Source organism: Streptomyces sp. NPDC056987 (genome assembly GCF_042673865.1).
Classification (GTDB): Bacteria; Actinomycetota; Actinomycetes; order Streptomycetales; family Streptomycetaceae; genus Streptomyces.
This window is the reverse complement of record NZ_JBHURV010000006.1, coordinates 105,498-128,517: the sequence shown is the minus strand read 5'-3', so window position 1 is coordinate 128,517 and position 23,020 is coordinate 105,498. Positions and strand designations below refer to the sequence as shown.

Below are 23,020 nucleotides of genomic sequence, written 5' to 3'. Positions count from 1 at the left end.
ACCGGTCGTAAAGGAACGGGAGTTGAGGGCCTCCCCTGGTGAGCACGCCACCGCGCATGGCGCGGAGAGCCCCGGCGGGCGACAGCCGGGACCCTCCGCCGTCATGCGGTGGCGCTGTTCCTCGCACCCTCCGTGGCGCTATTCGAAGAGGTCGGAGTACGAACCGAGGGCGAGCGCGATGTCCGCCTGCGCCCAGAAGCGGTGGTAGGTGAAGGTGGGCGCCGCACCGCCCTTCAGGTACGCCTCGACCTTCGACCAGGCCGGGTCGCTCTCGTAGAAGGAGCGGATCGACAGGAAGGTGGAGTTCGCGTCGATCCGGTCGCCGTTCGGCATGGTGCCGGTCCAGCCGCTCGGGATGTGGACCGGGTCGTCGAACCGGCTGTAGTCCGCGCGGGTCTCGGGGACCGCGATGCCCAGCGCGTCCCGGTGGTGGTCCCACATGCCGTCCAGCAGCGCCTTGGCGGTGGTCTTCGCCGCCGCGTGGCCGGACTTCGCCGCGTAGTACGAGAGGGTCTTGGCGTACGCGGCGGCCACGCCCACGTCGTTGGTGTAGTCCGCGACGGTGACATGCAGCCCGGTGTTGGCGCCGGGGCTGGCGGCGTTCCAGGTGTCGGGCTTGCCGGACCACTGGAGGGTCGAGGGGATCAGGTACGTACCGTCCGGGTTGACGGTGGTCTTGGACAGGGCCCAGGTGACCCACTTGTCCAGCACCGCCTTGGCCGCGGCATCACCCGTACGGTTGTAGTACTCGGCCACGCGCTCCATGGACCACGCCTGGAAGCCGAACCACTGGTTGGACGGCGGGTCGTGGTAGACCGGGGCCTCGTCGTAGTACATGCCGTAGAACGTCGGGGTCCCGGCCGGGGGTGTCGCGTACCGGCCCTGCCAGCTGTTGGTGGCGCCGCCCGCGATCCCGCCCTCGGAGGACTGGAGCCAGCGGTAGAACTCCACCTGGCGCTTGAGGCTGGTGGACCAGTCCTGCTGGCCGGTGGCCGACTTCGGCTTGAGATCGGCGTACGAGCTGAGCGCCCAGGCCGCCATCGGGTTCTGGTAGCCGCTGTGGCTGAAACTGGAGCCGATGCGCCAGGCCCAGCCGGCCGAGGCGTCGGTGGCCCCGCCCCAGGCGTAGTACCAGGAGAGCAGGTAGTGCGAGCTGTTCTTGCCGCTGCCCGCGGGGCAGGCGCTCTCGCCCACGCAGTCGCCGACCTTCTTGAAGTACTTGTCGTACATGGCGTAGCGGAGGTAGTCGCCCATCTTCGCGGCCTTGGCGACATTGGCCGAGACGGCGCTTCCCTTGCCCTGCTCCTTGGCCCATTCCGAGGCCCAGTAGGCGGCCTGGACGACGCGGGCGTCGGCGTCGGGGGCGTTGGTGAACTTCCACTGCTTGGCGTACGAGGCGTCCTTGGTGAAGAGGTCCAGATAGCCGTTGGTGCCGCCGTACTTGAACGCGTCGCAGGTGGGCTGGGTGACGGTCTCCCAGACCGACTCCTGCGGCCCGCGCTGGAAGGTGTTGATGTAGGAGGGGCCCTGATCGGCGGGGCCCGCCTCGCACTTGCCGGGGGCGTTGCCGTATCCGTAGACGTTGTCGACGTCCTGGATCCAGTGCATGCCGTAGATGTCGTCGGTGCCGTACGCGCTCTTCAGCTCGGCCGCGATGGGGTCGTTGCCCACCGGGATGTTGCTGTTGAGCTGTGAGGGGTACTGCGAGGGCAGATCCTGCTCGGGCGCGTAGGTGGCGGGCTTCGAGGCGTTGTAGAAGCTGTTGGTCGGCTGGTCGGCGTGGGTGGGGATCATGTACTTCTCCATGATGTCCCACGCGCCGTTGAACCGGGCCCAGTCGCCGGTGACCTTGCCGTACATCGCCTGGAGCCAGATCAGGTAGCTGTACGCCTCCGAGGTCGTCTCATGGCCCTGGTCGGGTGCCTCGACGATCAGTGTCTCGACGGAGTGGTACGGGATCCCCTCGGGCGAGAAGTAGCCGGCGGCCGGGTCGGTGATCTTGCCGTACAGCTCCAGGAACCGGGCGTCGTACGTGGTCGACGCGGCTAGCTGGGTGACGGTCACCTCCGCCTTGGCCTGTCCGGTGGCGCTCGCGGTGAAGGTGGCCGCGCCGGTGCCGGTGGCCGCGGCGGTGACGGTCACCTGCTGGGCGGTGCTCCAGTTGGCGGGAGTGAAGGTGAGGGCGGAGCCCGAGGTGACCGTCAGCCCGGTGTTGCCCGCGGTGCGGGCCACGGTGACGTTGACGTTCGCGCTCGGCTGGGTGGAGAGCCTGACGGCGAAGGTGCCCGTCTTCCCCTGCTGCACGCCGAGCTGGCCGGGCGTCGCGACGATCGAGGGGCCCGCGGTGACCCGTACCCCGACGGGGGTGGACTCGGCGGCGGCGCCCTGCCCGTCGTACGCCTTGGCGTAGAGGGAGAGGTCGCCCGCCGGGACATTGGTGTAGTCGAAGGTGTACGGCGAGGTGGTGTCGGTGCCGAGCAGTGTGGTGTCGCTGTAGAACTCGACCTTGGTGACGCCCGCGCCGTCGGCCGCCGCGGCGGTGGCGGCCATCGGGATGGTGCCGCCCGCGGTGAACAGCGCGCCGGGGGCCGGGCTGGTCAGTACGGCGATGGGCGGCTGGTGCGCACCGGTGCAGGTCACGCCGTTGACGGCGAAGACGGTGGGCGCGGCGTTGGCGCCGCTGTACGTGAAGTTGGCGCCGGCGGAGGCCGAGGCGCCGGGCGCGATGGTGCCGTTGTGCGCGGCGTTCCTGACGGTGACGTTCTTGCCGGACTGCGACCAGGTGCCGTTCCAGCCGCTGGTGAGCGTCTGGTTGCCGGCGTACCCGTAGGTGAGGGTCCAGCCGGAGACGGCCTCCGTGCCCCGGTTGGTGATCGTCAGATCGGCGGTGAAACCGGAACCCCAGTCTTTCGTCTTGTAGTCGACTCCGCACTGGACCGCGGCGGCCTGTGCGGGCGTGCCGGTGACCGCGGTCAGACCGAGCGGCAGGGAGAGGGCGGCCGCGAGGGCGATGAGCACCCGACGGGGTCCGCGCGGCCCGCGGACCCTTCCGGGCGGGGTTGACGCGCCTGGTGGCGAGCCTCGTGAGCCGAGCATGCCGAGCATGGAGGGGTCCTCCTCGCGGTCCGGTGCGGGTGGGGGGAAGGGGACTCGAACCAGTGGGAGCGCTCCCAAGCGTCGAGCGGGACCGTGCACCTGTCAAGTCTTTGAACAAGACGCACGTCCGGGCGAGTTGACAGATAAAAGAATTCAACTGGGCTGTTGACTCACGCCACTTCGGCGCTAACGTCGAAGCCAACCAGTGGGAGCGCTTCCATCAGTCGTACGCCGTGTCAGGCGGCGTGCGGGCCATCGAGGAGTCGCTCCATGCGAGCACCACCGCGCCTCTGTGCACTGCTGGCCGCGACGGCCCTGGCCGTCGCGGGAACAGTCGCCACGCAGGCGGCCGCGTCGGGAACCGCGGCCGGCTGCACCGTCGAGTACCGCACCACCGGTCAGTGGGACGCCGGCTTCCAGGGCGACGTCACACTGACCAACCACGGGTCCCCGGTCGAGAGCTGGTCCCTCACCTTCGACTTCCCGGGTACGCAGAAGGTGACCCAGGGCTGGAACGGGAAGTGGTCGCAGTCGGGCAGGACCGTGACCGCGGTCAACGAGAGCTGGAACGGCAGGATCCCCACCGGCGGCTCGGTGAGCGCGGGGTTCACCGCGTCCTGGTCGGGGTCCAACCCCGCGCCCACCGCCTTCAAGGTCAACGGCGTGGCGTGCGGGGGCGACACGGGTCCCGGCGACCCGACCGATCCGACGGAACCGCCCACCGAGCCACCGACCGACCCGCCCGCCCCGGGCGGCGCACCGCCCCAGCTCCGGGTCTCGGGGAACAAGCTGGTCGACCAGAACGGCGCGACCCGCCGCATGCTCGGCGTCAACCGCTCCGGCGGTGAGTTCATGTGCGTCCAGGGCTACGGCTTCTTCGACGGACCGGTGGACGACGCGTCGGTCCGGGCCATCGCGGACTGGAAGGTGAACACCGTACGCGTCCCGCTCAACGAGGAGTGCTGGCTCGGGCTCCCGAACGTGAACCCGGCCTACTCCGGGGCGAACTACATCGCGGCGGTCAAGGCGTACGTGGCCAGGCTGGAGGCGCACGGCATCACACCGGTGGTCGAACTCCACTGGTCCCACGGGAAGTACACCGGCGGTGACAGCCACTGTCCGGACACCGAGTACGCGACCTGCCAGAAGCCGATGCCGAACGCGCAGTACACACCGGCGTTCTGGTCCTCGGTCGCCCAGACCTTCAAGGACGACCGGGCGGTGGTCTTCGACCTCTTCAACGAGCCCTTCCCGGACCGCGCCACCAGCAGCCTGGACGCCGCGTGGACCTGCTGGCGCGACGGCGGGAGCTGCCCCGGCATCGACTTCCGGGTCGCCGGGATGCAGTCCCTGCTCGACGCGGTGCGGGCGACCGGAGCCCGGAACCTGGTGCTGATCCCCGGCATCGCCTACTCGAACGACATGCGTCAGTGGCTGAAGTACCGGCCGGCCGATCCGGCGGGCAACACGGCCGCCGCCTGGCACACGTACAACTTCAACACCTGCTCGAACGAGAGCTGCTGGAACGAACAGCTCGCTCCAGTACTCGCCCAAGTGCCCCTCGTGGCAGGCGAGATCGGCGAGAACACCTGCTCGCACGGGTACATCGACCGGGTCATGGCCTGGCTGGACGGCCGGGGCGCGTCCTACCTCGGCTGGACCTGGAACACCTGGGACTGTTCCTCGGGCCCCGCTCTGATCAGCGACTACAACGGCACGCCGACCTCCTTCGGCGCCGGACTCCGTGACCATCTGAAGGGACTCTCATGAGCCGCACCATCACCCCTCCGCGCCGAGCACGGACGGCGGTGCTCGCCGCGCTGGCGCTGGTCGCCGCCGCGACCGGCACGGCGACCGTGCTGGAAGGGCCGGCCGCCGCGGCGGCGGCCGGCTGCACGGTCGACTACAAGGTCCAGAGCTCCTGGAACGGCGGCTTCTCCGGCGCCGTCGCCGTCACCAACACCGGTGACGCGGTCAGCTCCTGGAAGCTGGAGTGGAGCTTCGCGGGCAACCAGAAGGTGACCCAGGGCTGGAGCTCCACCATCACCCAGAGCGGGACGGCGGTCTCCGCCACCAACGCCTCCTGGAACGGCACACTCTCCACCGGCGCCTCGGCCTCCTTCGGCTTCAACGCCGATGTCACCGGCACGAACGCGGTCCCCACCACGTTCAAGCTCAACGGCGTCACCTGCAACGTGCCGGGCGGCGGCACCCCCTCCGACCCGCCGACGACCCCGCCGACCACTCCGCCGACCGGGCCGACCACTCCGCCGACCGGGCCGAGCGCCAGGGTCGACAACCCGTACGCGGGCGCCGGGGTGTACGTGAACCCGGAGTGGTCGCGCAAGGCGGCCGCCGAGCCGGGCGGCAGCAGGGTCTCCAACCAGCCGACCGGGGTCTGGCTGGACCGGATCGCGGCCATCAACGGCGTGAACGGCGGGATGGGGCTGCGCGCCCACCTCGACGCGGCCCTGACCCAGGCGGCCGGCAGGGCGTTCGTCGTGCAGCTCGTGATCTACAACCTGCCGGGCCGTGACTGCGCCGCGCTCGCCTCCAACGGCGAGCTGGGCCCGACGGAGATCACCCGGTACCAGCGGGAGTACATCGACCCGATCGCCGCGATCCTCGCCGACACCAAGTACGCGAACCTGCGGATCGTGACCACCGTCGAGATCGACTCCCTGCCCAACCTCGTCACCAACGTCTCGCCGCGGCCCACCGTCACCCCCCAGTGCGACGTGATGAAGGCGAACGGCAACTACATCAAGGGCGTCGGCTACGCCCTGAACAAGCTGGGCGCCGTCGGCAACGTCTACAACTACGTGGACGCCGGACACCACGGCTGGATCGGCTGGGACGACAACTTCAACGCCTCGGCGCAGATCTTCAAGCAGGCCGCGACCGCCGAGGGCAGCACGGTCGACAAGGTCGCCGGGTTCATCGTCAACACCGCCAACTACGGTGCGACGAAGGAGAACAACTTCACCATCAACGACAGCGTGGCCGGCAAGTCGGTCCGTGAGTCGAAGTGGGTGGACTGGAACCGCTACGTCGACGAGCAGTCGTTCGCCCAGGCGTTCCGCCAGGAGCTGGTGGGTGTCGGCTTCCAGTCCGGCATCGGCATGCTGATCGACACCTCGCGCAACGGCTGGGGCGGCACCGCCCGGCCCGCCGGACCCGGCGCGCAGAGCACCGTGGACACGTATGTGGACGGCGGGCGCTACGACCGCAGGATCCACCTGGGCAACTGGTGCAACCAGTCCGGAGCCGGGCTCGGCGAACGGCCGAAGGCCGCTCCCGCCGCCGGGATCGACGCGTACGTCTGGATGAAGCCCCCGGGCGAGTCCGACGGCGCGAGCAAGGTCATCCCGAACGACCAGGGCAAGGGCTTCGACCGGATGTGCGACCCGACGTACGAGGGCAACCCGCGCAACAACAACCACATGTCGGGCGCCCTGCCCAACGCGCCGCTCTCGGGTGACTGGTTCTCCGCGCAGTTCCAGGAGCTGCTGAAGAACGCCTACCCGGCGCTGTAACACCCCCCGCGCGACAACCGCTCGATTCCCCCCACACGGACTCGATTCCCCCACGCGAAAGAGGACCGGCGGGCCCCAGCCAGGGGCTCGCCGGTTCCGTCATCCATATGTGGCTCTTATTCCGTTTGCCTGGGAAAGGAGGAAAATAGCAGGAGAGAGAGTGAGTGGAGGCGACGATGACACGGAACCGCTACACCCCGGACCGCGGTCTGACCACACGCATGGTGACCACCATGTTCCTGATCGGCCTGCTGTACGTGGTCCTGGTCGGTGTGCTGCTGGCGGTGCTGAACCACGCCTGGCCGATCATCCTGATCTTCGCCGGCGGTCTGTTCGTCGCGCAGTTCTGGTTCAGCGACAGGATCGCGGCGTTCAGCATGGGCGCCCGCGAGGTGACGCCCGAGGAGGCACCCGCCCTGCACGGCGCCGTCGACCGGATCTGCGCGCTGGCCGACATGCCCAAGCCGCGCGTCGCCATCGCGCAGAGTGACATGCCCAACGCCTTCGCCACCGGGCGCAACGAACGCAGCGCGCTGATCTGCGCCACGACCGGGCTGCTGCGCCGGCTGGAGCCGGAGGAGCTGGAAGGCGTCCTCGCCCATGAGATGTCGCACGTGGCACACCGCGATGTCGCCGTGATGACCATCGCCTCGTTCCTCGGTGTGCTCGCGGGCCTGATCACCCGGATCACCCTGTGGGGCGGACTGGCCAGGAACGCCCGCAACGCGGGCCCCGCCGGGATCGCGATCATGCTGATTCCGCTGGTCAGCGCGGTGGTGTACGCGGTCGGCTTTCTGCTGACCCGGCTGCTCTCCCGTTACCGTGAGCTGTCGGCGGACCGGACCGCCGCGCTGCTCACCGGCCGGCCCTCCGCGCTGGCGTCCGCGCTGACCAAGGTCAGCGGCCAGATGGCGCGGATCCCTACGGAGGACCTGCGGAAGGCGGAGCCGTACAACGCGTTCTACTTCGTCCCGGCGTTCTCCTCCAAGGAGAGCCTCGGCCGGCTGCTCTCCTCGCACCCGACGCTCGAACAGCGGCTGGAGCAGCTCGCCCGCATCTCCGCCGAACTCGCCCGCCCGTGACCGGTCCCGGTCTCGGTCCCGGTCCCGTCCTGGTCCGCACGGGCCGCCCACCCGCGAAGGAGCTGGTCCCGTGGGCCTTCTCGACACCATTCTCGGCCGCAGCAAGCCCGTCCGCCCCCAGCTCGACCAGCTCTTCTCCCTCCCTTCCGCCGCGCTCACCCTGGAGGCGGGAGCGGGCTACGTGCCCACCGGGCTCGGCTCGGTGTGCTTCGCGGGCGTCGAGGGCGGCGGATTCGCGCGGATCCGGCAGGACGTACAGGAGTTGCTGGACGCGGACACCGCGCGGGAGCGGGCCGGGGCGCCGGTCACCTTCAGCCAGGACCCGTACGGCTACACCTGGCTGCTCTCACAGCGGCCCCCCGATGACACGGCCGCCCTGGTCAACGATCTGCACGCGGTGAACACACTGCTCCAGGACGGCGGCTTCGGGCCGCAGCTGCTCTGCTCCCTGATCGGCTTCCGGGACGCGGAGCGGCGGGCACTGGCGCTGGTCTATCTCTACAAGCGCGGCACGTTCTATCCGTTCGCCCCGCTGCCCGGCGGCGCCGAGAAGCGGGACAATCAGCGGGAACTGCAGGTCAGAGCGGTGCTCGGGGACGATCTGCGGATCGAGCCCGACCTCGCGCGCTGGTTCCCCGTCTGGGGCGCGCCGGGGCTGTGAGCCGCGTTCTCCGGGCTTCTCGCGGCTCCGCCCGGCTCCTCCCGTCCGCTTATCTCGTCCGCTTATCCGGCGTACGGCAGCGGCGCGCGCCCGGCGATCCCCGGTTCGACCACGAACACGGCGCCCGCCGCCGGGTCCTCGTCGTCCGGCACGTTCTCGCGCGAGGTGGTGATGAAGAGCCGCCGGTAGTCGTCACCACCGAAGGCGCAGGCGCTGACCTGGCGGGCGTTCACCTCCACCACGGTGTCGAGCACACCCTCGGGGGTGTAGCGGCGGACCGCGGAACCGCCCCAGAGCGCGACCCACACGCCGCCCTCGGCGTCCACCGTGATCCCGTCGGGCGCGCCGTCGGCCGGGTCGACGCTCACCCAGGGCTCGGGGGTGGCGAACAGGCCGGTCGCGGGGTCGACCGTCACCCGGGCGACGCTCTGGGTGGGGGTGTCGACGTAGTAGGCGAAGTCGCCCGCCGGGGACCAGGCCAGACCGTTGGAGATGGTCACGCCGGTGTGAACGACGGAGGTCTCGCCGCCGGGCGTGAGCCGGAAGACCCGGCCGGCGCCGGGGCGGGTGTCGTACGCCATCGACCCGCAGTAGAAGTTGCCGGCCGGGTCGCAGCCGCCCTCGTTCATCCGGATGGTGGGATCGCTCCACAGCTCCTCGCCGCGGGTCACCGTGCCGTCCGCCGCGATCAGCGCGAAGCCGCGCTCGACGGCCGCGACAACGCCGCCGGAGCTGCGGGGCCGCCAGGCCGCGGCGACCTCGCCGAGGTGGTGGCGTTCGGGGGCCTCGCCGCCGTCGGCGCCGAAGGTCAGCAGGTCCCCGGCGAGCATGTCGACCACCCTCAGCCGGGCGGTCCCGGGGTCCCATCCGGGCCCTTCCCCGTGGTAGGTGACGACTCCGGTCCACTGCTCCGCGCGCATGCCCGCCCCTCTCGCCAGGTCACCGTGGTGATCACCGCATGCTAACGGGTCGTGGCGCGGCCCTCCGTGGGATCCGGCCCCTCAGCGCGCGGCCAGTTTCCGCAGGACGCGCTCCTCGCGCGTGCCGGGGGCCGCGGTGTAGACGAGCAGGCTCAGTTCCGTGTCCTGCGGGAAGTGGGTGATCTCGTACGAGAGGGTCAGCGGGCCGGCCTCCGGGTGGTCGATGCGCTTGAGCCCGAACGCCTTGGTCCGTACGGTGTGCCGCGCCCAGTGGTGCCGGAACTCCGGGCTCCTGGCCTTGAGTTCGTCGACGAGTTCCCACAGTTCGGGGTCGTCGGGGAAGACCCCCGCCGCGATCCGGAGATGGCCGACGGCCTCGCGGGCGATCATGTCACGGTCGGGATAGCGGCCGCCGATCTCCGCGTCCAGGAGATGCAGCCGGCACAGATTGCGCTCGCGCGGCGGCAGTCGGCCGAAGTCGGTGATGAGGCCGCACACCGGGCGGTTCCAGGCGAGGACGTCCATCCGGCGGCCGAGGACCAGAGCGGGTGCGCTGATCCAGTCGAGCAGCCGCCGCGTCTCCGGGCGCACCCCGCCGTCCCCGGACGGTTCCCCGGTGGCCGCCTTCCGGGGGCGGGCGAGCCGGAAGAGGTGGTCGCGCTCGTCCCGGTCCATCCGCAGCGCGTCCGCGACGGCCCCGAGGACCGCGTCGGAGACACTGCGGTTGCGGCCCTGCTCCAGCCGTACGTAGTAGTCGACGCTCACGCCCGCCAGATGCGCCAGCTCCTCCCTGCGCAGCCCGGGCACCCGGCGGAGTCCGGACCCGGAGGCGAATCCGACGTCCTCCGGCCGGATCCGGGCCCGGCGCGAGCGCAGGAACTCTCCCAACTCTCCTTGTTTCCCCATGGTGTTCATTGTCCTTCCTGGTTCCACCGGTACCTGGGTACGCCCATACCCAGGTACGGCAGGGCACCGGGAGCGACCGCCTCGCCGGGCGAGCATGAGGGGGCAGGGAACCGGTCCACGGACGGAGGCCAGTGGTGCGCGCACGGGACGGCAGGGGCAGTGGGGGCGGGAGCGGTGCCGGCGGGTGCGTCGGGGGCGGCGCCGACCGGGGTGGCGGGGCCCGGTACAGCGGGGGCGTGCGGCGGGGCGTGTGCGTGGCCGGGGCGCTCGCGGCGCTGCTGGCCGGGGCGGTGGCACCCGCCACCGGGGCAGCGCTGCCCGCCGGCGGGGCCGTGGCACCCGCCACCGGGGCCGCGGCGGGCAGTGTCCCGCCGCCCGACCCGGCGCCGGGCGGCCCGCAGCGCCCGTACGAGCCCGATGTCCCGGGCCCCGAGAACCTCGACTCCCTGACCGCGCGGGTCTCTTCGGACGGTGCGACCCCGCGCGGCGTACGGGTCGCCTTCGACCGGGTCAGCCGTACGGAGTCCGGTGGGCCGCCCGCCGCCGCGCGCCGTTTCGTCTTCCTCTTCGACGCGTCGCTCGGCTTCCGGCCCGACGCGTTCCCGCGCTGCGCGCGCCCGGTGATCGAGGAACGGGGCCCGGCGGCCTGCCCCGAGGGCTCGCTGGTGGGGCGGGGCACCTCGCACGCCTACCCGGCGGGCACCGCGGAGGTCCTCGCCTTCAACACCCGGCACCCCGGCGGGGCGCGCGGCGCCCTGGTCGTGATCCCCGCGACCGGCGCGATCCTGGAACTCACCTGGGAGCGGGTCACCGGCCCCTACCGGCAGCAGGGCTACGGGTGGGCCCTCGACGAGATCCTGCCGCCGACCGCGGTCCCGCCGGGCGAGCGGGTCGGGACCAGCCGCTTCGAGCTGGAGTGGGGCGCCGTCCGGCGGACCGGCGGCCGTACGGTCAGTTTCGCCGAGACCTCGGCGCGCCCCGGCGGGACGCTGCGGATCGGGCTGTGGAGCTCGTTCGTCACCGGGCAGGTGGCGCTGCCGTGGACCACCGCGAGGTGGCAGGCCGCATCGGGGGAGCGGCCTGCCGCCTGACACGGGGGCGGGCGGCACGGGTGAGCGGGGGAACCGGCCCGCCCCGTGCCGCCCGCCGCCGTCACCGCCGTACCGCCCGCCCCCGTACCGCCGGCTCAGGCCCCGGGCCGGGGCGGCGGCGCGGTGGACCGGCGGACCACCATCCGGGTGGGGACGAGGGTGGTGCCGCGCTCCTCCTCGTGGGTGTTGATCTGGCGCAGCGCGCCCTCCACGCAGCGCCGTCCCACCTCGGCGAAGTCCTGGTGGACGGTGGTGAGCGGCGGTATGTACGAACCGGCGTCCGGGATGTCGTCGAAGCCGACCACGCTCACCTCCTCGGGCACCGCGCGGCCGGACTCGTGCAGCGCGCGCAGCAGGCCGAGCGCCATCTGGTCGTTGGCCGCGAAGACCGCCGTGCACTCCGGCTCCGCGGCCAGCCGCAGCCCCGCCCGGTACCCCGACTCCGCCGACCAGTCGCCGCGCAGCGGCGGGGGCACCGGGCGTCCCGCCTCGCCCAGCGTGGCCCGCCAGGCGTCGGCCCGCCGCTGCGCGGCGAAGGACTCCTCGGGCCCGGCGAGGTGCCAGACGGTCGCATGGCCCAGCCCGAGCAGATGGCGCACCGCCTCGCGGGCGCCGCCCGCCTGATCTGTGTCGACGACGCTGTAGCGGTCCCCGGCGTTCGAGTCGGCGACCACCACACCGACGTTGGGGGGCAGCGTGACCGTGGCGGCGTCCAGCAGATGGACCTCCATGATCACGATGATGGCGTCCACGGCGAGCTCGCCCAGCCGCGTGAAGGCGCCCCGTACCTGGTCCTGGGTGGGCACGGCGACCGGGAGCAGCGTCGTGGCGTACCCCTGCTGCGCCGCCGAGGTGGCGATGGCGTCGAGGGTGCGGACATTGCCGGTGGTGGAGAGCGTGAACAGGATGATGCCGATGGTGCGGAACTCACCGCTCTTCAGGGCGCGGGCCGCGCTGTTGGGGCGGTAGCCCAGCTCCTTCATCGCGGCGAGCACCTCCTGGCGCGTCGCGTCGACCACGCCCGGGTGGCCGTTGGAGACCCGGGAGACGGTCTGCGAGGAGACGCCGGCCCGCCGGGCCACGTCCGCCATGGACACCCGGCGCCGCCGGCCCCGCGGCCCCGGGCCCGCCGCGTCCTGCGGCGGCCGTCCGTCCGCTTCCACCGGCCGCCGGGCGCCGTCCACCGTCTCCTCCACTCCCACTCCCGCGCTTCCCGTCGCCGTTACCGCCGCGACCTGCTTGATTCAACTGAGACCAGCCGAAATCTTGACGCCCCACCGGGGCCGATGCAAGCATCCCACCCATCGATGTTTACGTAAACATCAGCGCCGGCGCCCGCTTCGGGCCACGGCTCGATACGGACGTTTCCACCCGGCGGCGGGTGCCGAGGACGACCAGCGAGGAACAGCCATGACGACGTTGTCACCGCCCTCCACAGCGGGGCGCCCCGCCCTCCCACGGGGCCCGCGACGCAGGCGGGCCCTGATCGGCTGGGGCTTCATCGGCCCGTTCATGGCGGTCTTCGCCCTCGTCTTCATCGCGCCGATCTGCTACTCGATCTATCTGAGCGTCTTCCGGACCCAACTCGTCGGCGGGACCTCGTTCGTCGGCTTCGACAACTACCAACGCGCCCTGGAGGACCCGAACTTCTGGTCCGCACTGGGCCGGGTGACCCTCTTCCTCGCCGTCCAGGTGCCGGTGATGCTCGGGATCGCCCTGCTGGTCGCGCTGGCCATCGACAGCGGCAGGCTCTACGGGAAGAACTTCTTCCGGATCGCGATCTTCCTGCCGTACGCCGTGCCCGCCGTGGTGGCCGCGCTGATGTGGGGCTTCATGTACGGCACCCGCTTCGGCCTGGTCGGCAACATCAACGACGCCTTCGGGGTCTCGCTGCCCAACCCGCTCTCCTCCGGCCTGGTGCTCGCCTCCATCGGCAACATCGTGACCTGGGAGTTCGTCGGCTACAACATGCTGATCTTCTACTCGGCGCTGCGGGTGATCCCGCACTCGCTGTACGAGGCGGCGGAGATCGACGGCGCGGGGCAGCTCCGGATCATCGGCGCGATCAAGCTGCCCGCGATCCGGGGCGCGCTGGTCATCGCCACGATCTTCTCGATCATCGGCAGCTTCCAGCTCTTCAACGAGCCGAACATCCTGCGGAATCTGGCGCCCAACACGATCACGACGGACTTCACGCCGAACTTCTACACCTACTCGCTGGCCTTCTCGGGCCAGCAGCACAACTACGCGGCCACGGTGGCGATCATCATGGGCATCTTCACCATGATCATCGCGTATGCCGTACAGCTCCGCGGCATGCGAAAGGAAGCGTGACGATGGGAGCCACCGTCCCCGCCACCGTTGCCCCCGACGAGAGGCGCGCGCCCCGTCCCGTCACCGGGCTGCGCACCCCGCGCCCCGGACAGCGGCACAGCGTCAACCGTCCGCGCCGCAGTGTGCTGCTCACCGTGCTGACCGGTCTGGTCCTGGTCTACGCGCTGGTGCCGCTCGTCTGGCTGGTCATCAACTCGACGAAGACCCAGACCGGCCTGCTCAGCTCCTCCGGACTCTGGTTCGACAGCGACTTCGCGTTCTTCCGGAACATCGCCGACACCCTCACCTACAACGACGGTGTGTTCGTCCGCTGGCTGCTGAACACACTGCTCTACGTCGTGGTGGGGGCCGGCGGCGCGACCTTCCTCGCAGTGCTCGGCGGCTACGCCCTCGCCAAGTTCGAGTTCCCCGGCAAGCGCGGTGTCTTCGCCGTGGTGATCGGCGCCGTCGCCGTCCCCGGTACGGCGCTGGCGGTCCCGACCTTCCTGATGTTCAGCAAGATGGGGCTGACCGACACCCCGTGGGCGGTGATCATCCCCTCGCTGATCTCGCCGTTCGGGCTCTACCTGATGTGGGTGTTCGCCGCCGAGGCGATCCCCACCGAGCTGCTGGAGGCCGCCCGGATCGACGGCGCGAGTGAGATCCGTACGTTCTTCACGGTCAGCCTGCCGCTGCTCGCCCCCGGCATCGTGACGGTGCTGCTGTTCACCGTGGTCGCGACGTGGAACAACTACTTCCTGCCGCTGATCATGCTCAAGGACCCGGACTGGTACCCGCTCACGCTCGGGCTCAACTCCTGGAACGAACAGGCGGAGACCAACGGGGGCGAGGCCATCTTCAACCTGGTGATCACCGGTTCCCTGCTCACCATCGTGCCCCTGATCACCGCGTTCTTGCTGCTCCAGCGGTACTGGCAGTCGGGGCTCGCCGCCGGAAGCGTCAAGGAGTGACCCCGCTTACAGCTTTCCAGATTCCCCAGCTTTCGGCAGTTCTCTGACAACGAAGTGAGATGACTCTGATGTTCAACACAGCGCGCCGGACCGTGCGCGGCGCAGGTCTGGCCTCCGTACTCGCCCTCTCCCTCACCCTGACGGCCTGCGGCGGCTCCTCCGACGACGGCGGCGGCGCCGACTCGGGGAACGCCGACGACGTGAAGGCGGCCCTCGAAAAGGGCGGCGACCTCACGGTCTGGACCTGGGACAGCACCATGCCCAAGGTGGCGAAGGAGTTCGAGGCCGCGCACCCCAAGGTGAAGGTGAAGGTCGTCAACGCGGGCACCTCGAAGGACGAGTACACCGCCCTCCAGAACGCGATCGCGGCGGGCAAGGGCGTCCCCGACGTGGCGCAGATCGAGTACTTCGCGCTGAGCCAGTTCTCCCTCGCCAAGTCCGTCGCCGACCTCGCCCCGTACGGTGCGGACAAGCTCGACAGCGCCTACTCCCCCGGCCCGTGGAACGCGGTCACGTCCGGCGACAGCGTCTTCGGACTGCCGGTGGACTCCGGCCCGATGGCGCTGTACTACAACAAGAAGGTCTTCGACAAGCACAAGATCGCCGTTCCGACCACGTGGGACGAGTACGTGACGGCGGCCGAGAAGCTGCAGAAGGCCGACCCGAAGGTCTTCATCACCGCCGACACCGGCGAGTCGGGCTTCGCCACCAGCCTCATCTGGCAGGCCGGCGGCAAGCCGTACAAGGTGGACGGCACCGATGTCACCATCGACTTCACCGACGCGGGCAGCGCCACGTACGCGAAGACCTGGCAGAAGCTCATCGACGGCAAGCTGCTGGCGCCCGTCACCTCGTGGACCGACGAGTGGTTCAAGGGGCTGGGCGACGGCACCATCGCCACGCTGGCCACCGGGGCCTGGATGCCCACCAACCTCAAGACGGGCGCGCCCGGCGCGTCCGGTGACTGGCGGGTGGCCCCGCTGCCGCAGTGGAAGGCGGGCGCGAAGGCCAGCGCGGAGAGCGGCGGCAGCTCCCTGGCCGTCCCCTCGGTGGGCAAGAACAAGGCGCTCGCCTACGCGTTCACCGAGTACGCCGCCGCCGGCGCGGGGGTGAAGTCCCGTATCAAGGACGGCGCGTTCCCCGCCACCACCGCCGATCTGACGTCCAAGGAGTTCCTGGACACGAAGTTCGACTACTTCGGCGGCCAGGAGATCAACAAGGTCTTCTCCCAGTCGGCCACCGAGGTCGTGCCCGGCTGGACGTACCTGCCCTTCCAGGTCTACGCGAACTCGATCTTCAACGACACCGTCGGCAAGGCGTACGTCTCCGGCACACCGCTGTCCGACGGCCTCGCCGCCTGGCAGAAGCAGTCCCGTGCCTACGGCACTGAGCAGGGCTTCACCGTCAAGTAACGCCGGACATCCAGGTGGTGGCGGGGCAGCGGCGACTTCGCCGTCCCGCCACCACCCGGTGCCCGCCGGTCCACCCGGACCCGGCACGATCTTCCCGAGGAGCAAGATGACCCGCGCCCCGTCGCCCCGCTGGCTGCGCCGGCCGCACGACGCCACCGCACCGGGGTTCGCCTACGGCGCCGACTACAACCCGGAGCAGTGGCCGCGCGAGGTGTGGCCCGAAGACATCCGGCTGATGCGCGAGGCCGGTGTGAACATCGTGTCCCTCGCCATCTTCTCCTGGGCCCGTATCCAACCCGGCCCCGACGTCTGGGACTTCGGCTGGCTGGACGAGATCATGGATCTCCTGCACGCCGGCGGGATCTCCGTCGACCTGGCCACGGCGACCGCGTCCCCGCCCCCGTGGCTCACCACACTGCACCCCGAGATCCTCCCCGTGGGGCCGAACGGTGAGACGGTGTGGCCGGGCGCCCGCCAGCACTGGCGGCCCACCTCCCCGGTGTTCCGTACGTACGCGCTGAAGCTCGCCACCGCCATGGCCGAGCGGTACGGCGACCACCCGGCGCTCGTCGCCTGGCACATCTCCAACGAGCTGGGCTGCCACAATGTCTACGACTTCTCCGACGACGCGGCCCGCGCGTTCCGGAGCTGGCTGGCCGCCCGCTACGGCACGGTCGAGGCGCTCAACCACGCCTGGGGCACGGACTTCTGGTCCCAGCGCTACACGGAGTGGGAGCAGATCCTGCCGCCCCGGCTGGCCGCCTCGCACCCCAACCCGAGCCAGCAGCTCGACTTCAAGCGGTTCTCCTCGGACGCCCTCAAGGAGCATCTGCGCGCCGAGCGCGAGGTGCTGTACCGGCTGACCCCCGAGGTACCGGTCACCACCAACTTCATGGTGATGGGCGAGACCAAGGGCATGCACTACGCCGACTGGGCGCACGAGGTGGACTTCGTCTCCAACGACCACTACGTCCACCCGGGGCCCCAGGCCCTCGACGAGCTGTCGTTCTCCGCGAACCTCACCGGCTCGCTCGCGGGCGGGCATCCGTGGTTCCTGATGGAGCACTCCACCAGCGCGGTCAACTGGCAGCCGGTCAACCTGGCCAAGCGTGCCGGGGAGCTGGCCCGCGACTCGCTGCTCCATGTCGCGCACGGCGCCGACGCCGTCTGCTACTTCCAGTGGCGGCAGTCCGCGGCGGGCGCCGAGAAGTACCACTCGGCGATGGTGCCGCACGCCGGTGCCGACAGCGAGGTGTTCCGCTCGGTGACCCGGCTCGGCGCGCTGCTGGGCGACCTGTCCGAGGTCGCCGGGTCCGCCCGGCGCCCCGCGCGGGCGGCGATCCTCTTCGACTGGGAGTCGTGGTGGGCCAGCGAACAGGACTCCCACCCGTCCTCCCTGCTCCGTTACCGGCAGGAGGCGCTCGACTGGTACTCGGCGTTCCTGGCCCTCGGGGTACGGGCCGACGTCGTCCACCGCGGGGCCGCACTGGACGGCTACGACCTGGTGGTGGCGCCGATCCTGCATGTGGTGCCGCGCGCCCTCGCCAAGGAGCTGAACAGCTTCGTGGAGAACGGCGGCCACCTCGTCACCACCTACTTCTCCGGTGTGGTGGACGAGAACGACCACGCGTGGCTGGGCGGTTACCCGGGTGCGCTGCGCGATCTGCTGGGCATCAGGATCGAGGAGTTCGCGCCGCTGCCCGAGGGCCGGAGCGTCACCCTGGACGACGGTTCCACCGGCACGCTGTGGACGGATCCGATCACGCTCACCGACGACGCGGTGGAGGTGCTCGCCTCGTACACCTCCGGTGACCAGGCGGGCCGCCCCGCGATCACCCGGCGCCCGGTGGGCCGGGGGTCCGCCGCGTACGTCTCCACCCGGCTCGGCGCCGACGGGGTACGGGGCGTGCTCGCCCGGCTGCTCGACGGCGCCGGGGTGAGCGGCGAGCTGCCCGCGGCGGCCCGTGGCCGGGTCGAGCTGGTGGTGCGCGGCCACGGCGACACCGCCTACTGGTTCCTCGTCAACCGCACCGACGAGTCCGTCGAACTCCCTGGTGTGGACGGGACCCTGCTCGCGCTGACCGCCGGGGCGGACGAGCGCTCCGGCGGACAGCCCCTCGTCCTCGGCCCGCGCGGCGTCGCGGTGGTGCGCCGCTGAGGCCGCCGCGCCGCTGAGAGCCTTCCCCCGCAGATCCGCAAATCCGCAGAGCCGCCTATCCGCAGAGAAGGGACGTACGCCCCACCCATCCCTCCGCAAGGCACGTGCGCAGTTCTCCCCCGATGACGCGACGAGGACAAGGGAAGACCCCACGATGAAGCGACCCCGTACCATCCGGTATCTGCCGGCGGCCCTGGCCGTCGTCCTGGCCACCGGCGGTGTACTGGCCGGCGGACCGCTGCCGGACGCCGCCGCGGCCGAGCCGGGCTCCGCCGTCACCGTACGGCCGGACCCCTCGTACCAGGGACAGGAGTTCGAGGGCTGGGGCACCAGCCTGGTCTGGTTCGCCAACGCCACCGGCGGCTATCCCCCGGCGATCCGCGAGAAGCTCGCCCAGCTGGTCTTCGGCGACGACGGGCTCGCGCTGAACATCGCCCGCTACAACATCGGCGGCGGCAACGCCCCCGACGTACGGGACTACCTGCGCGCGGGCGGCGCGGTGCAGGGCTGGTGGAAGGCGCCGGAGGGCACCACGCGCGAGGACACCACCTGGTGGTCGGCGGACGACCCGGCCGACTGGAACCCGAACGCCGACGCCACACAGCGCTGGTGGGTGAACCGGATCGCCAAGGACATCACCCACTGGGAGGCGTTCTCCAACTCGCCGCCGTGGTTCATGACCGAGAGCGGGTACGTCTCCGGCAACTTCCAGGCCGGTCAGGACCAGCTCAAGCCCGGCTCGGTGGACGACTTCGCGGCGTATCTGACGGGCGCCGTGGAGCGGCTGGAGAAGTCGAGCCGGATCAAGGTCGACACCATCGACCCGTTCAACGAGCCCAACACCTCCTACTGGGGCACCACCCTGGGCCCGGACGGCGAGCCGGTCGGCGGCCGGCAGGAGGGCGCCCACGTCGGCCCCGAGCGTCAGCAGCAGGTCATCAGGGCGCTCGCGGCGAAGCTGGGCACGTCGAAGACCGACGCGGTGATCTCGGCGATGGACGAGACCAACCCCACCACGTTCGCCCGCAACTGGGAGTCCTACCCGCAGGACGTACGGGACCTGGTCGCGCAGCTCAACGTCCACACCTACGGCACCGGGGGCAGGACCACCGCGCGGGACATCGCCAAGGCGGCCGACAAGCCGCTGTGGATGAGCGAGGTCGACGGCGACTGGGGCGACGGCCAGGACTTCACCAGCATGCGTCCGGGGCTCGGGCTCGCGCAGCACATGGTGGACGATCTGCGCGATCTGGAGCCCACCGCCTGGCTGTTCTGGCAGCCGGTGGAGGACTACGACAACATGAAGCCGGGCGGCGAGTCCGCGAAGGGCGGCAACTGGGGCTCCATCCAGGTGCCGTTCAGCTGCACCGCGCGGGACACCCTGGAGACCTGCCCGATCCGGACCAACACCAAGTTCAACACGGCCCGGAACTTCACCCGCTTCATCAAGCCCGGCGACCGGCTGGTGAAGACGGACGACACCACGAGCGTGGCGGCCGTCTCCGCGTCGGGGCGGGACGCCACCGTCGTCCATGTCAACGACACCACGGCGGCGCGCGCCGTGACCGTGGACCTCTCCGGATTCGGCCGGATCGCCCGGGACGCGACGGTCACCCCCGTGGTCACCGACGCGGGCGGCGCCCTCGTCAAGGGGGCTCCGGTGGCCGTGAAGAACGGCGGCGCGACCGTCATCGTACCCGCCCAGTCGGTGACCAGTCTGCTGGTCAAAGGGGTCTCGGGGGTCGCGAAAGACGCCGCGGAGCTCCAGCGGGGGCACAGCTACATGCTGACCGGCGTGGGCAGCGGCAAGTCGCTCGACGTGTCCGACGACGCCACCGGCACCGTCATCCGCACCCCCGACACGGCCGACACGGGCCAGCGGTGGCGGATCGAGAAGGTGTCGAACGGCACCGGCAACCGGGACCGCTACGTCGTACGCAACGCGGAGCGGAAGCTGCGGCTGGCGGTGCGGGACGGGGCCGCCGTGCTGGAGCCGGACCGGGGCAGGGCCGATGGGGCCGCCCAGTGGATCCTGTCCACCACCGGTGACTCCACCTACACCCTGGTCGGCGCGGAGAGCGGCACACTGCTCGAAGTCCCGGGCCAGGCGACGGCGGACGGCTCACGGGTCTCCGTGTGGACGCCCAACTCCGGTACCAACCAGCGCTGGAGGATCACCGACGTGACGTCGTAGCCGGCATCGCGTGACGCAGCCGAGGACCGGCCCGGGAGGGCCGGTCCTCGGTCGTTGTGCGGGGGTGATGCGCCGGTACCGGCCGCCGGTGTACGCGGCTGCCCGACCGGTGGGTCAGCCCCGGACCGGGGCGAGCTCGATCCTGTCGATGTTCGGCGCCCAGGCGGACGCGTTCCCGATCGTGAGGGTGTTGGCACCCGGCTTCAGGGTGACCGGGACACCGAGGGTCCAGAAGTCGTCCCAGCTCCAGGTGTTCTTGAAGGTCACCCGCCGGGTGTCGCCGCCGACGGTGATGTCGGCGGTACGGGACATGATGTCGGTGTTGTAGGCATGTCCGTTGTCACGGCGGTCGTTGTGGCTGTACGAGAGCACCAGGACGTACTGTCCCGCGCGGGGCGCGTCGACCGTGAAGGTGGCGGTGCTCGCCGCGCCGTTGCCCAGCCAGCCGATGTAGGTACCGGCCGAGGCGCCGGCGCTCGCCACGAGCCGGGCGCCGCCCGCCAGCGCGGCCCGCTCGCCCTCGTAGGCCACGGAGCCGGCCGAGGTGCCCGTGCCCGCCACGTCGAGGGAGCGCAGCGCCGCCCGGCCCGAGGCGGTGATCCGGTTGTTGCCCGCCACGAGGTACAGCTTGAGTGCCTGGTCCGGGGCGGCGGTGACGGTCTCGCCGTGCAGCGAGAGCCGTACGGCGGCGGAGGCGCGTGAGGTCACCGTGTAGTACCCGTCACGCGGGGCGTACACATCGAGCACCGCCGTGCCGCCGGAGCCCAGGACGAGCGCGCCCGTGCCGGTGCCGGTCGCGTCCCGGTAGTCGTAGGACACACTGCCGGAGATGTCGGCGAACGTGGCCTCGTACGCGGTCGCCGGTGTGGTGCGGGCCGTCAGGTCGATCCGGTCGAGGGTGACCTCGCCGGTGCCCTTGGCCAGGGTGAGGGTGTGACGGCCCGCGGTGAGCTCGACCGCCACATCCTGCTTCGCCCGGTAGAGCCAGTTCTGGGTGGACGGGTAGCCGACCGTGCGCGCCGTGCCGCCGTCGACCGAGAGCCGCTGGGTGGCCGGGGCGCCGGACTGGTTGCCGTACAGGACCGACAGGTCGTACGGGCCGGTGGCCGGCACGTCGACGGTGAAGTCGACCTTGCTGGCCTCGGTGTTGAGCGAGCCGACGTCCTTGGTGCCGGAGGCCGCGTACCCGTTGGCGTCGGAGACGGTGCCCTGGGTGTAGACCTGACCGCCGGTGATCCGCGCGTCCTCCGCCTCGTACGACGCGGACCACGGCACGGCGGGTGTGGCGGGCGCCCCGGAGCCCGCCGGGGTGAGCAGGATCCGGTAGGCGGACATCTTGTCCAGGCCCGTGAGCGGTACGGTCACGGTGCCGTCCGCGGCGACACGCAGTTTCGTACGGGACAGCACCCGCGGGGCGGCGTGCTGTCCCTCGTAACCGGACCAGGCGGCCTCGGCGACGGTCGCGGTGACCGAGGTCCCGAAGACCGCCGGGTCGACCCGGCGCACGGAGACCTCCGCGTCGCCGGACGAGCCGCCCAGCAGGACCTGCGCCTGCCGGCGCGCGGGGTCGGACGAGGCCAGCCCCTGGAGCGTGTCGACGGTGTCGGCGGACGGCGGGGTGACCTTCACGGTCTGTCCGGTCAGGCCCGCGTACCAGCGGAAGAACCACCAGCCGCCGTTGGGGATATTGGTGTGGACGACATTGCCGCTGAGGTTGCCGGCGGCGTCCCAGTACGCCTGGTTCGCGGAGACCTTGTTCCGCTCGAACATCGAGACCCACTGGACGAGTTGGCCCGGGACCGACAGGTCACGGCGGTTGGCGTACTCGTCGATGTTGACGGGCAGCGGGCCGATGCCGAGGCTCTTCTCGATGGCACGGTAGTTGTCGTGGTGGGCCTGGAAGTCCCGCAGCGAGGAGGGGCCGAGTTCGTGCCAGGTGGTGACGTCCGGCAGGACGTTCTCCTTCTTGGCGAAGGTGAGGAAGTCCGTCAGCAGCCGTGTGTGGTAGCCGGATTCGTTGGGCCCCGCGATCCGGGCGTCCGGGTCGATCGCGCGGATCCGCTGGAAGACCGTCTTCCAGTCCTTGAGGAAGCGGTCCCGGTTGACCTCGTACGTCCCCTGGTCGGCGACGCCCAGGTTGTACCAGATCTGGTCGGGCTCGTTGAACGGCACATAGACGAAGTGCTCGCTGTCCGGAGCGGCGGCGATGTCCGCGGTGATCCGGTCCACCTTGGTGAGGTAGTCGTCGATACCGAGGTTCTCGTACGGCCACTTGGCGTACATGTCCTGCATCAGCACGAGGATGTCGCCGCCGCCGTTGCGGAGGAACGACTTCGAGACCGATATCGCGTCCCCGTTGGGGTGTTGCGCCCCGCCCTCCGGTTTCTGCGAGACGCTGGTGAGCTTCAGCGGCGCCAGGGCGGCGTCGCTCGGCACGCCGTCGTCGCCCAGCCCGTAGAGCGCGCCGTTCGCGCCGAGCATGACCTTGCCCTCGGGGGCGGCGAGGTCGACGGTGAGGCGCTGGGCCGCGGCCGGGGCGGGCTCCCCGGCCTGGGCGGCGGGCAGGAATCCTGTGGTCAACACTGCTCCCAGCAAGGTCGCGCCGATGGCGGTGGACGCTCGGTGCCTGGTCCTGCCCGGTGTGCGCGGGGTACGGGACGTGCGGGTCGTACTCACTGAA

The 23,020-nt window shown here is 70.9% G+C and carries 15 protein-coding genes; 10 read left to right on the top strand and 5 right to left on the bottom strand.

Annotated features, from left to right (window positions below; all coding sequences use genetic code 11):
• Nucleotides 1-138: 138 nt before the first annotated feature.
• Nucleotides 139-3,096, bottom strand: coding sequence for a glycoside hydrolase family 48 protein (locus tag ACFTZC_RS09575; protein ID WP_382888367.1), 2,958 nt, complete (start codon nucleotides 3,094-3,096; stop codon nucleotides 139-141).
• A gap of 270 nt (nucleotides 3,097-3,366) precedes the next feature.
• Between ACFTZC_RS09575 and ACFTZC_RS09570 the strand changes: the two genes are divergently transcribed.
• The 4 genes from ACFTZC_RS09570 to ACFTZC_RS09555 all read left to right on the top strand — a co-directional run bounded on the left by ACFTZC_RS09570 (nucleotide 3,367) and on the right by ACFTZC_RS09555 (nucleotide 8,375).
• Complete coding sequence (locus ACFTZC_RS09570) at nucleotides 3,367-4,866, top strand: cellulose binding domain-containing protein (RefSeq protein WP_382888214.1); 1,500 nt, start codon at nucleotides 3,367-3,369, stop codon at nucleotides 4,864-4,866.
• A complete protein-coding gene (locus ACFTZC_RS09565; protein WP_382888213.1) occupies nucleotides 4,863-6,632 on the top strand; it encodes a glycoside hydrolase family 6 protein in 1,770 nt (589 codons plus the stop codon). The genes ACFTZC_RS09570 and ACFTZC_RS09565 overlap by 4 nt, the downstream gene beginning before the upstream one ends.
• Before the next feature lie 176 nt (nucleotides 6,633-6,808).
• Nucleotides 6,809-7,714, top strand: a complete 906-nt coding sequence (htpX, locus tag ACFTZC_RS09560; RefSeq protein WP_382888212.1) for a zinc metalloprotease HtpX — start codon at nucleotides 6,809-6,811, stop codon at nucleotides 7,712-7,714.
• 70 nt (nucleotides 7,715-7,784) lie between these two features.
• On the top strand, nucleotides 7,785-8,375 hold the full coding sequence (locus ACFTZC_RS09555; protein ID WP_382888211.1) for a hypothetical protein: 591 nt from the start codon (nucleotides 7,785-7,787) through the stop codon (nucleotides 8,373-8,375).
• 62 nt (nucleotides 8,376-8,437) lie between these two features.
• Here ACFTZC_RS09555 and ACFTZC_RS09550 read toward each other — a convergent pair whose 3' ends face one another.
• Nucleotides 8,438-9,295, bottom strand: a complete 858-nt coding sequence (locus ACFTZC_RS09550; RefSeq protein ID WP_382888210.1) for an SMP-30/gluconolactonase/LRE family protein — start codon at nucleotides 9,293-9,295, stop codon at nucleotides 8,438-8,440.
• A gap of 81 nt (nucleotides 9,296-9,376) precedes the next feature.
• Nucleotides 9,377-10,201 (bottom strand): helix-turn-helix transcriptional regulator, encoded by an 825-nt coding sequence (locus ACFTZC_RS09545; RefSeq protein ID WP_382888209.1) that lies wholly within the window; start codon nucleotides 10,199-10,201, stop codon nucleotides 9,377-9,379.
• Nucleotides 10,202-10,437: 236 nt separating this feature from the next.
• On the opposite strand from ACFTZC_RS09545, the gene ACFTZC_RS09540 reads away from it, so the two are divergent.
• Nucleotides 10,438-11,292 carry a hypothetical protein gene (locus tag ACFTZC_RS09540; protein WP_382888208.1) on the top strand — a complete coding sequence of 285 codons (855 nt, stop codon included), beginning with the start codon at nucleotides 10,438-10,440 and terminating at the stop codon, nucleotides 11,290-11,292.
• Nucleotides 11,293-11,387: 95 nt separating this feature from the next.
• On the opposite strand, the gene ACFTZC_RS09535 is transcribed toward ACFTZC_RS09540, so the two are convergent.
• Nucleotides 11,388-12,383, bottom strand: a complete 996-nt coding sequence (locus ACFTZC_RS09535; RefSeq protein WP_382888366.1) for a LacI family DNA-binding transcriptional regulator — start codon at nucleotides 12,381-12,383, stop codon at nucleotides 11,388-11,390.
• Nucleotides 12,384-12,702: 319 nt separating this feature from the next.
• On the opposite strand from ACFTZC_RS09535, the gene ACFTZC_RS09530 reads away from it, so the two are divergent.
• From ACFTZC_RS09530 to ACFTZC_RS09510, 5 genes are all read left to right on the top strand, one after another.
• On the top strand, nucleotides 12,703-13,626 hold the full coding sequence (locus tag ACFTZC_RS09530; RefSeq protein ID WP_382888207.1) for a carbohydrate ABC transporter permease: 924 nt from the start codon (nucleotides 12,703-12,705) through the stop codon (nucleotides 13,624-13,626).
• Between the two features lie 2 nt (nucleotides 13,627-13,628).
• Nucleotides 13,629-14,576 (top strand): carbohydrate ABC transporter permease, encoded by a 948-nt coding sequence (locus ACFTZC_RS09525; protein ID WP_382888206.1) that lies wholly within the window; start codon nucleotides 13,629-13,631, stop codon nucleotides 14,574-14,576.
• Between the two features lie 68 nt (nucleotides 14,577-14,644).
• The gene (locus tag ACFTZC_RS09520; RefSeq protein WP_382888205.1) at nucleotides 14,645-15,988 is read left to right on the top strand and encodes an ABC transporter substrate-binding protein; all 1,344 of its coding nucleotides are present in this window, start codon (nucleotides 14,645-14,647) and stop codon (nucleotides 15,986-15,988) included.
• Between the two features lie 106 nt (nucleotides 15,989-16,094).
• A complete protein-coding gene (locus tag ACFTZC_RS09515) occupies nucleotides 16,095-18,146 on the top strand; it encodes a beta-galactosidase (protein WP_382888204.1) in 2,052 nt (683 codons plus the stop codon).
• Between the two features lie 154 nt (nucleotides 18,147-18,300).
• Complete coding sequence (locus ACFTZC_RS09510; protein WP_382888203.1) at nucleotides 18,301-20,340, top strand: RICIN domain-containing protein; 2,040 nt, start codon at nucleotides 18,301-18,303, stop codon at nucleotides 20,338-20,340.
• Nucleotides 20,341-20,454: 114 nt separating this feature from the next.
• On the opposite strand, the gene ACFTZC_RS09505 is transcribed toward ACFTZC_RS09510, so the two are convergent.
• The gene (locus ACFTZC_RS09505; protein WP_382888365.1) at nucleotides 20,455-22,821 is read right to left on the bottom strand and encodes a CBM35 domain-containing protein; all 2,367 of its coding nucleotides are present in this window, start codon (nucleotides 22,819-22,821) and stop codon (nucleotides 20,455-20,457) included.
• Nucleotides 22,822-23,020 lie beyond the last annotated feature (199 nt).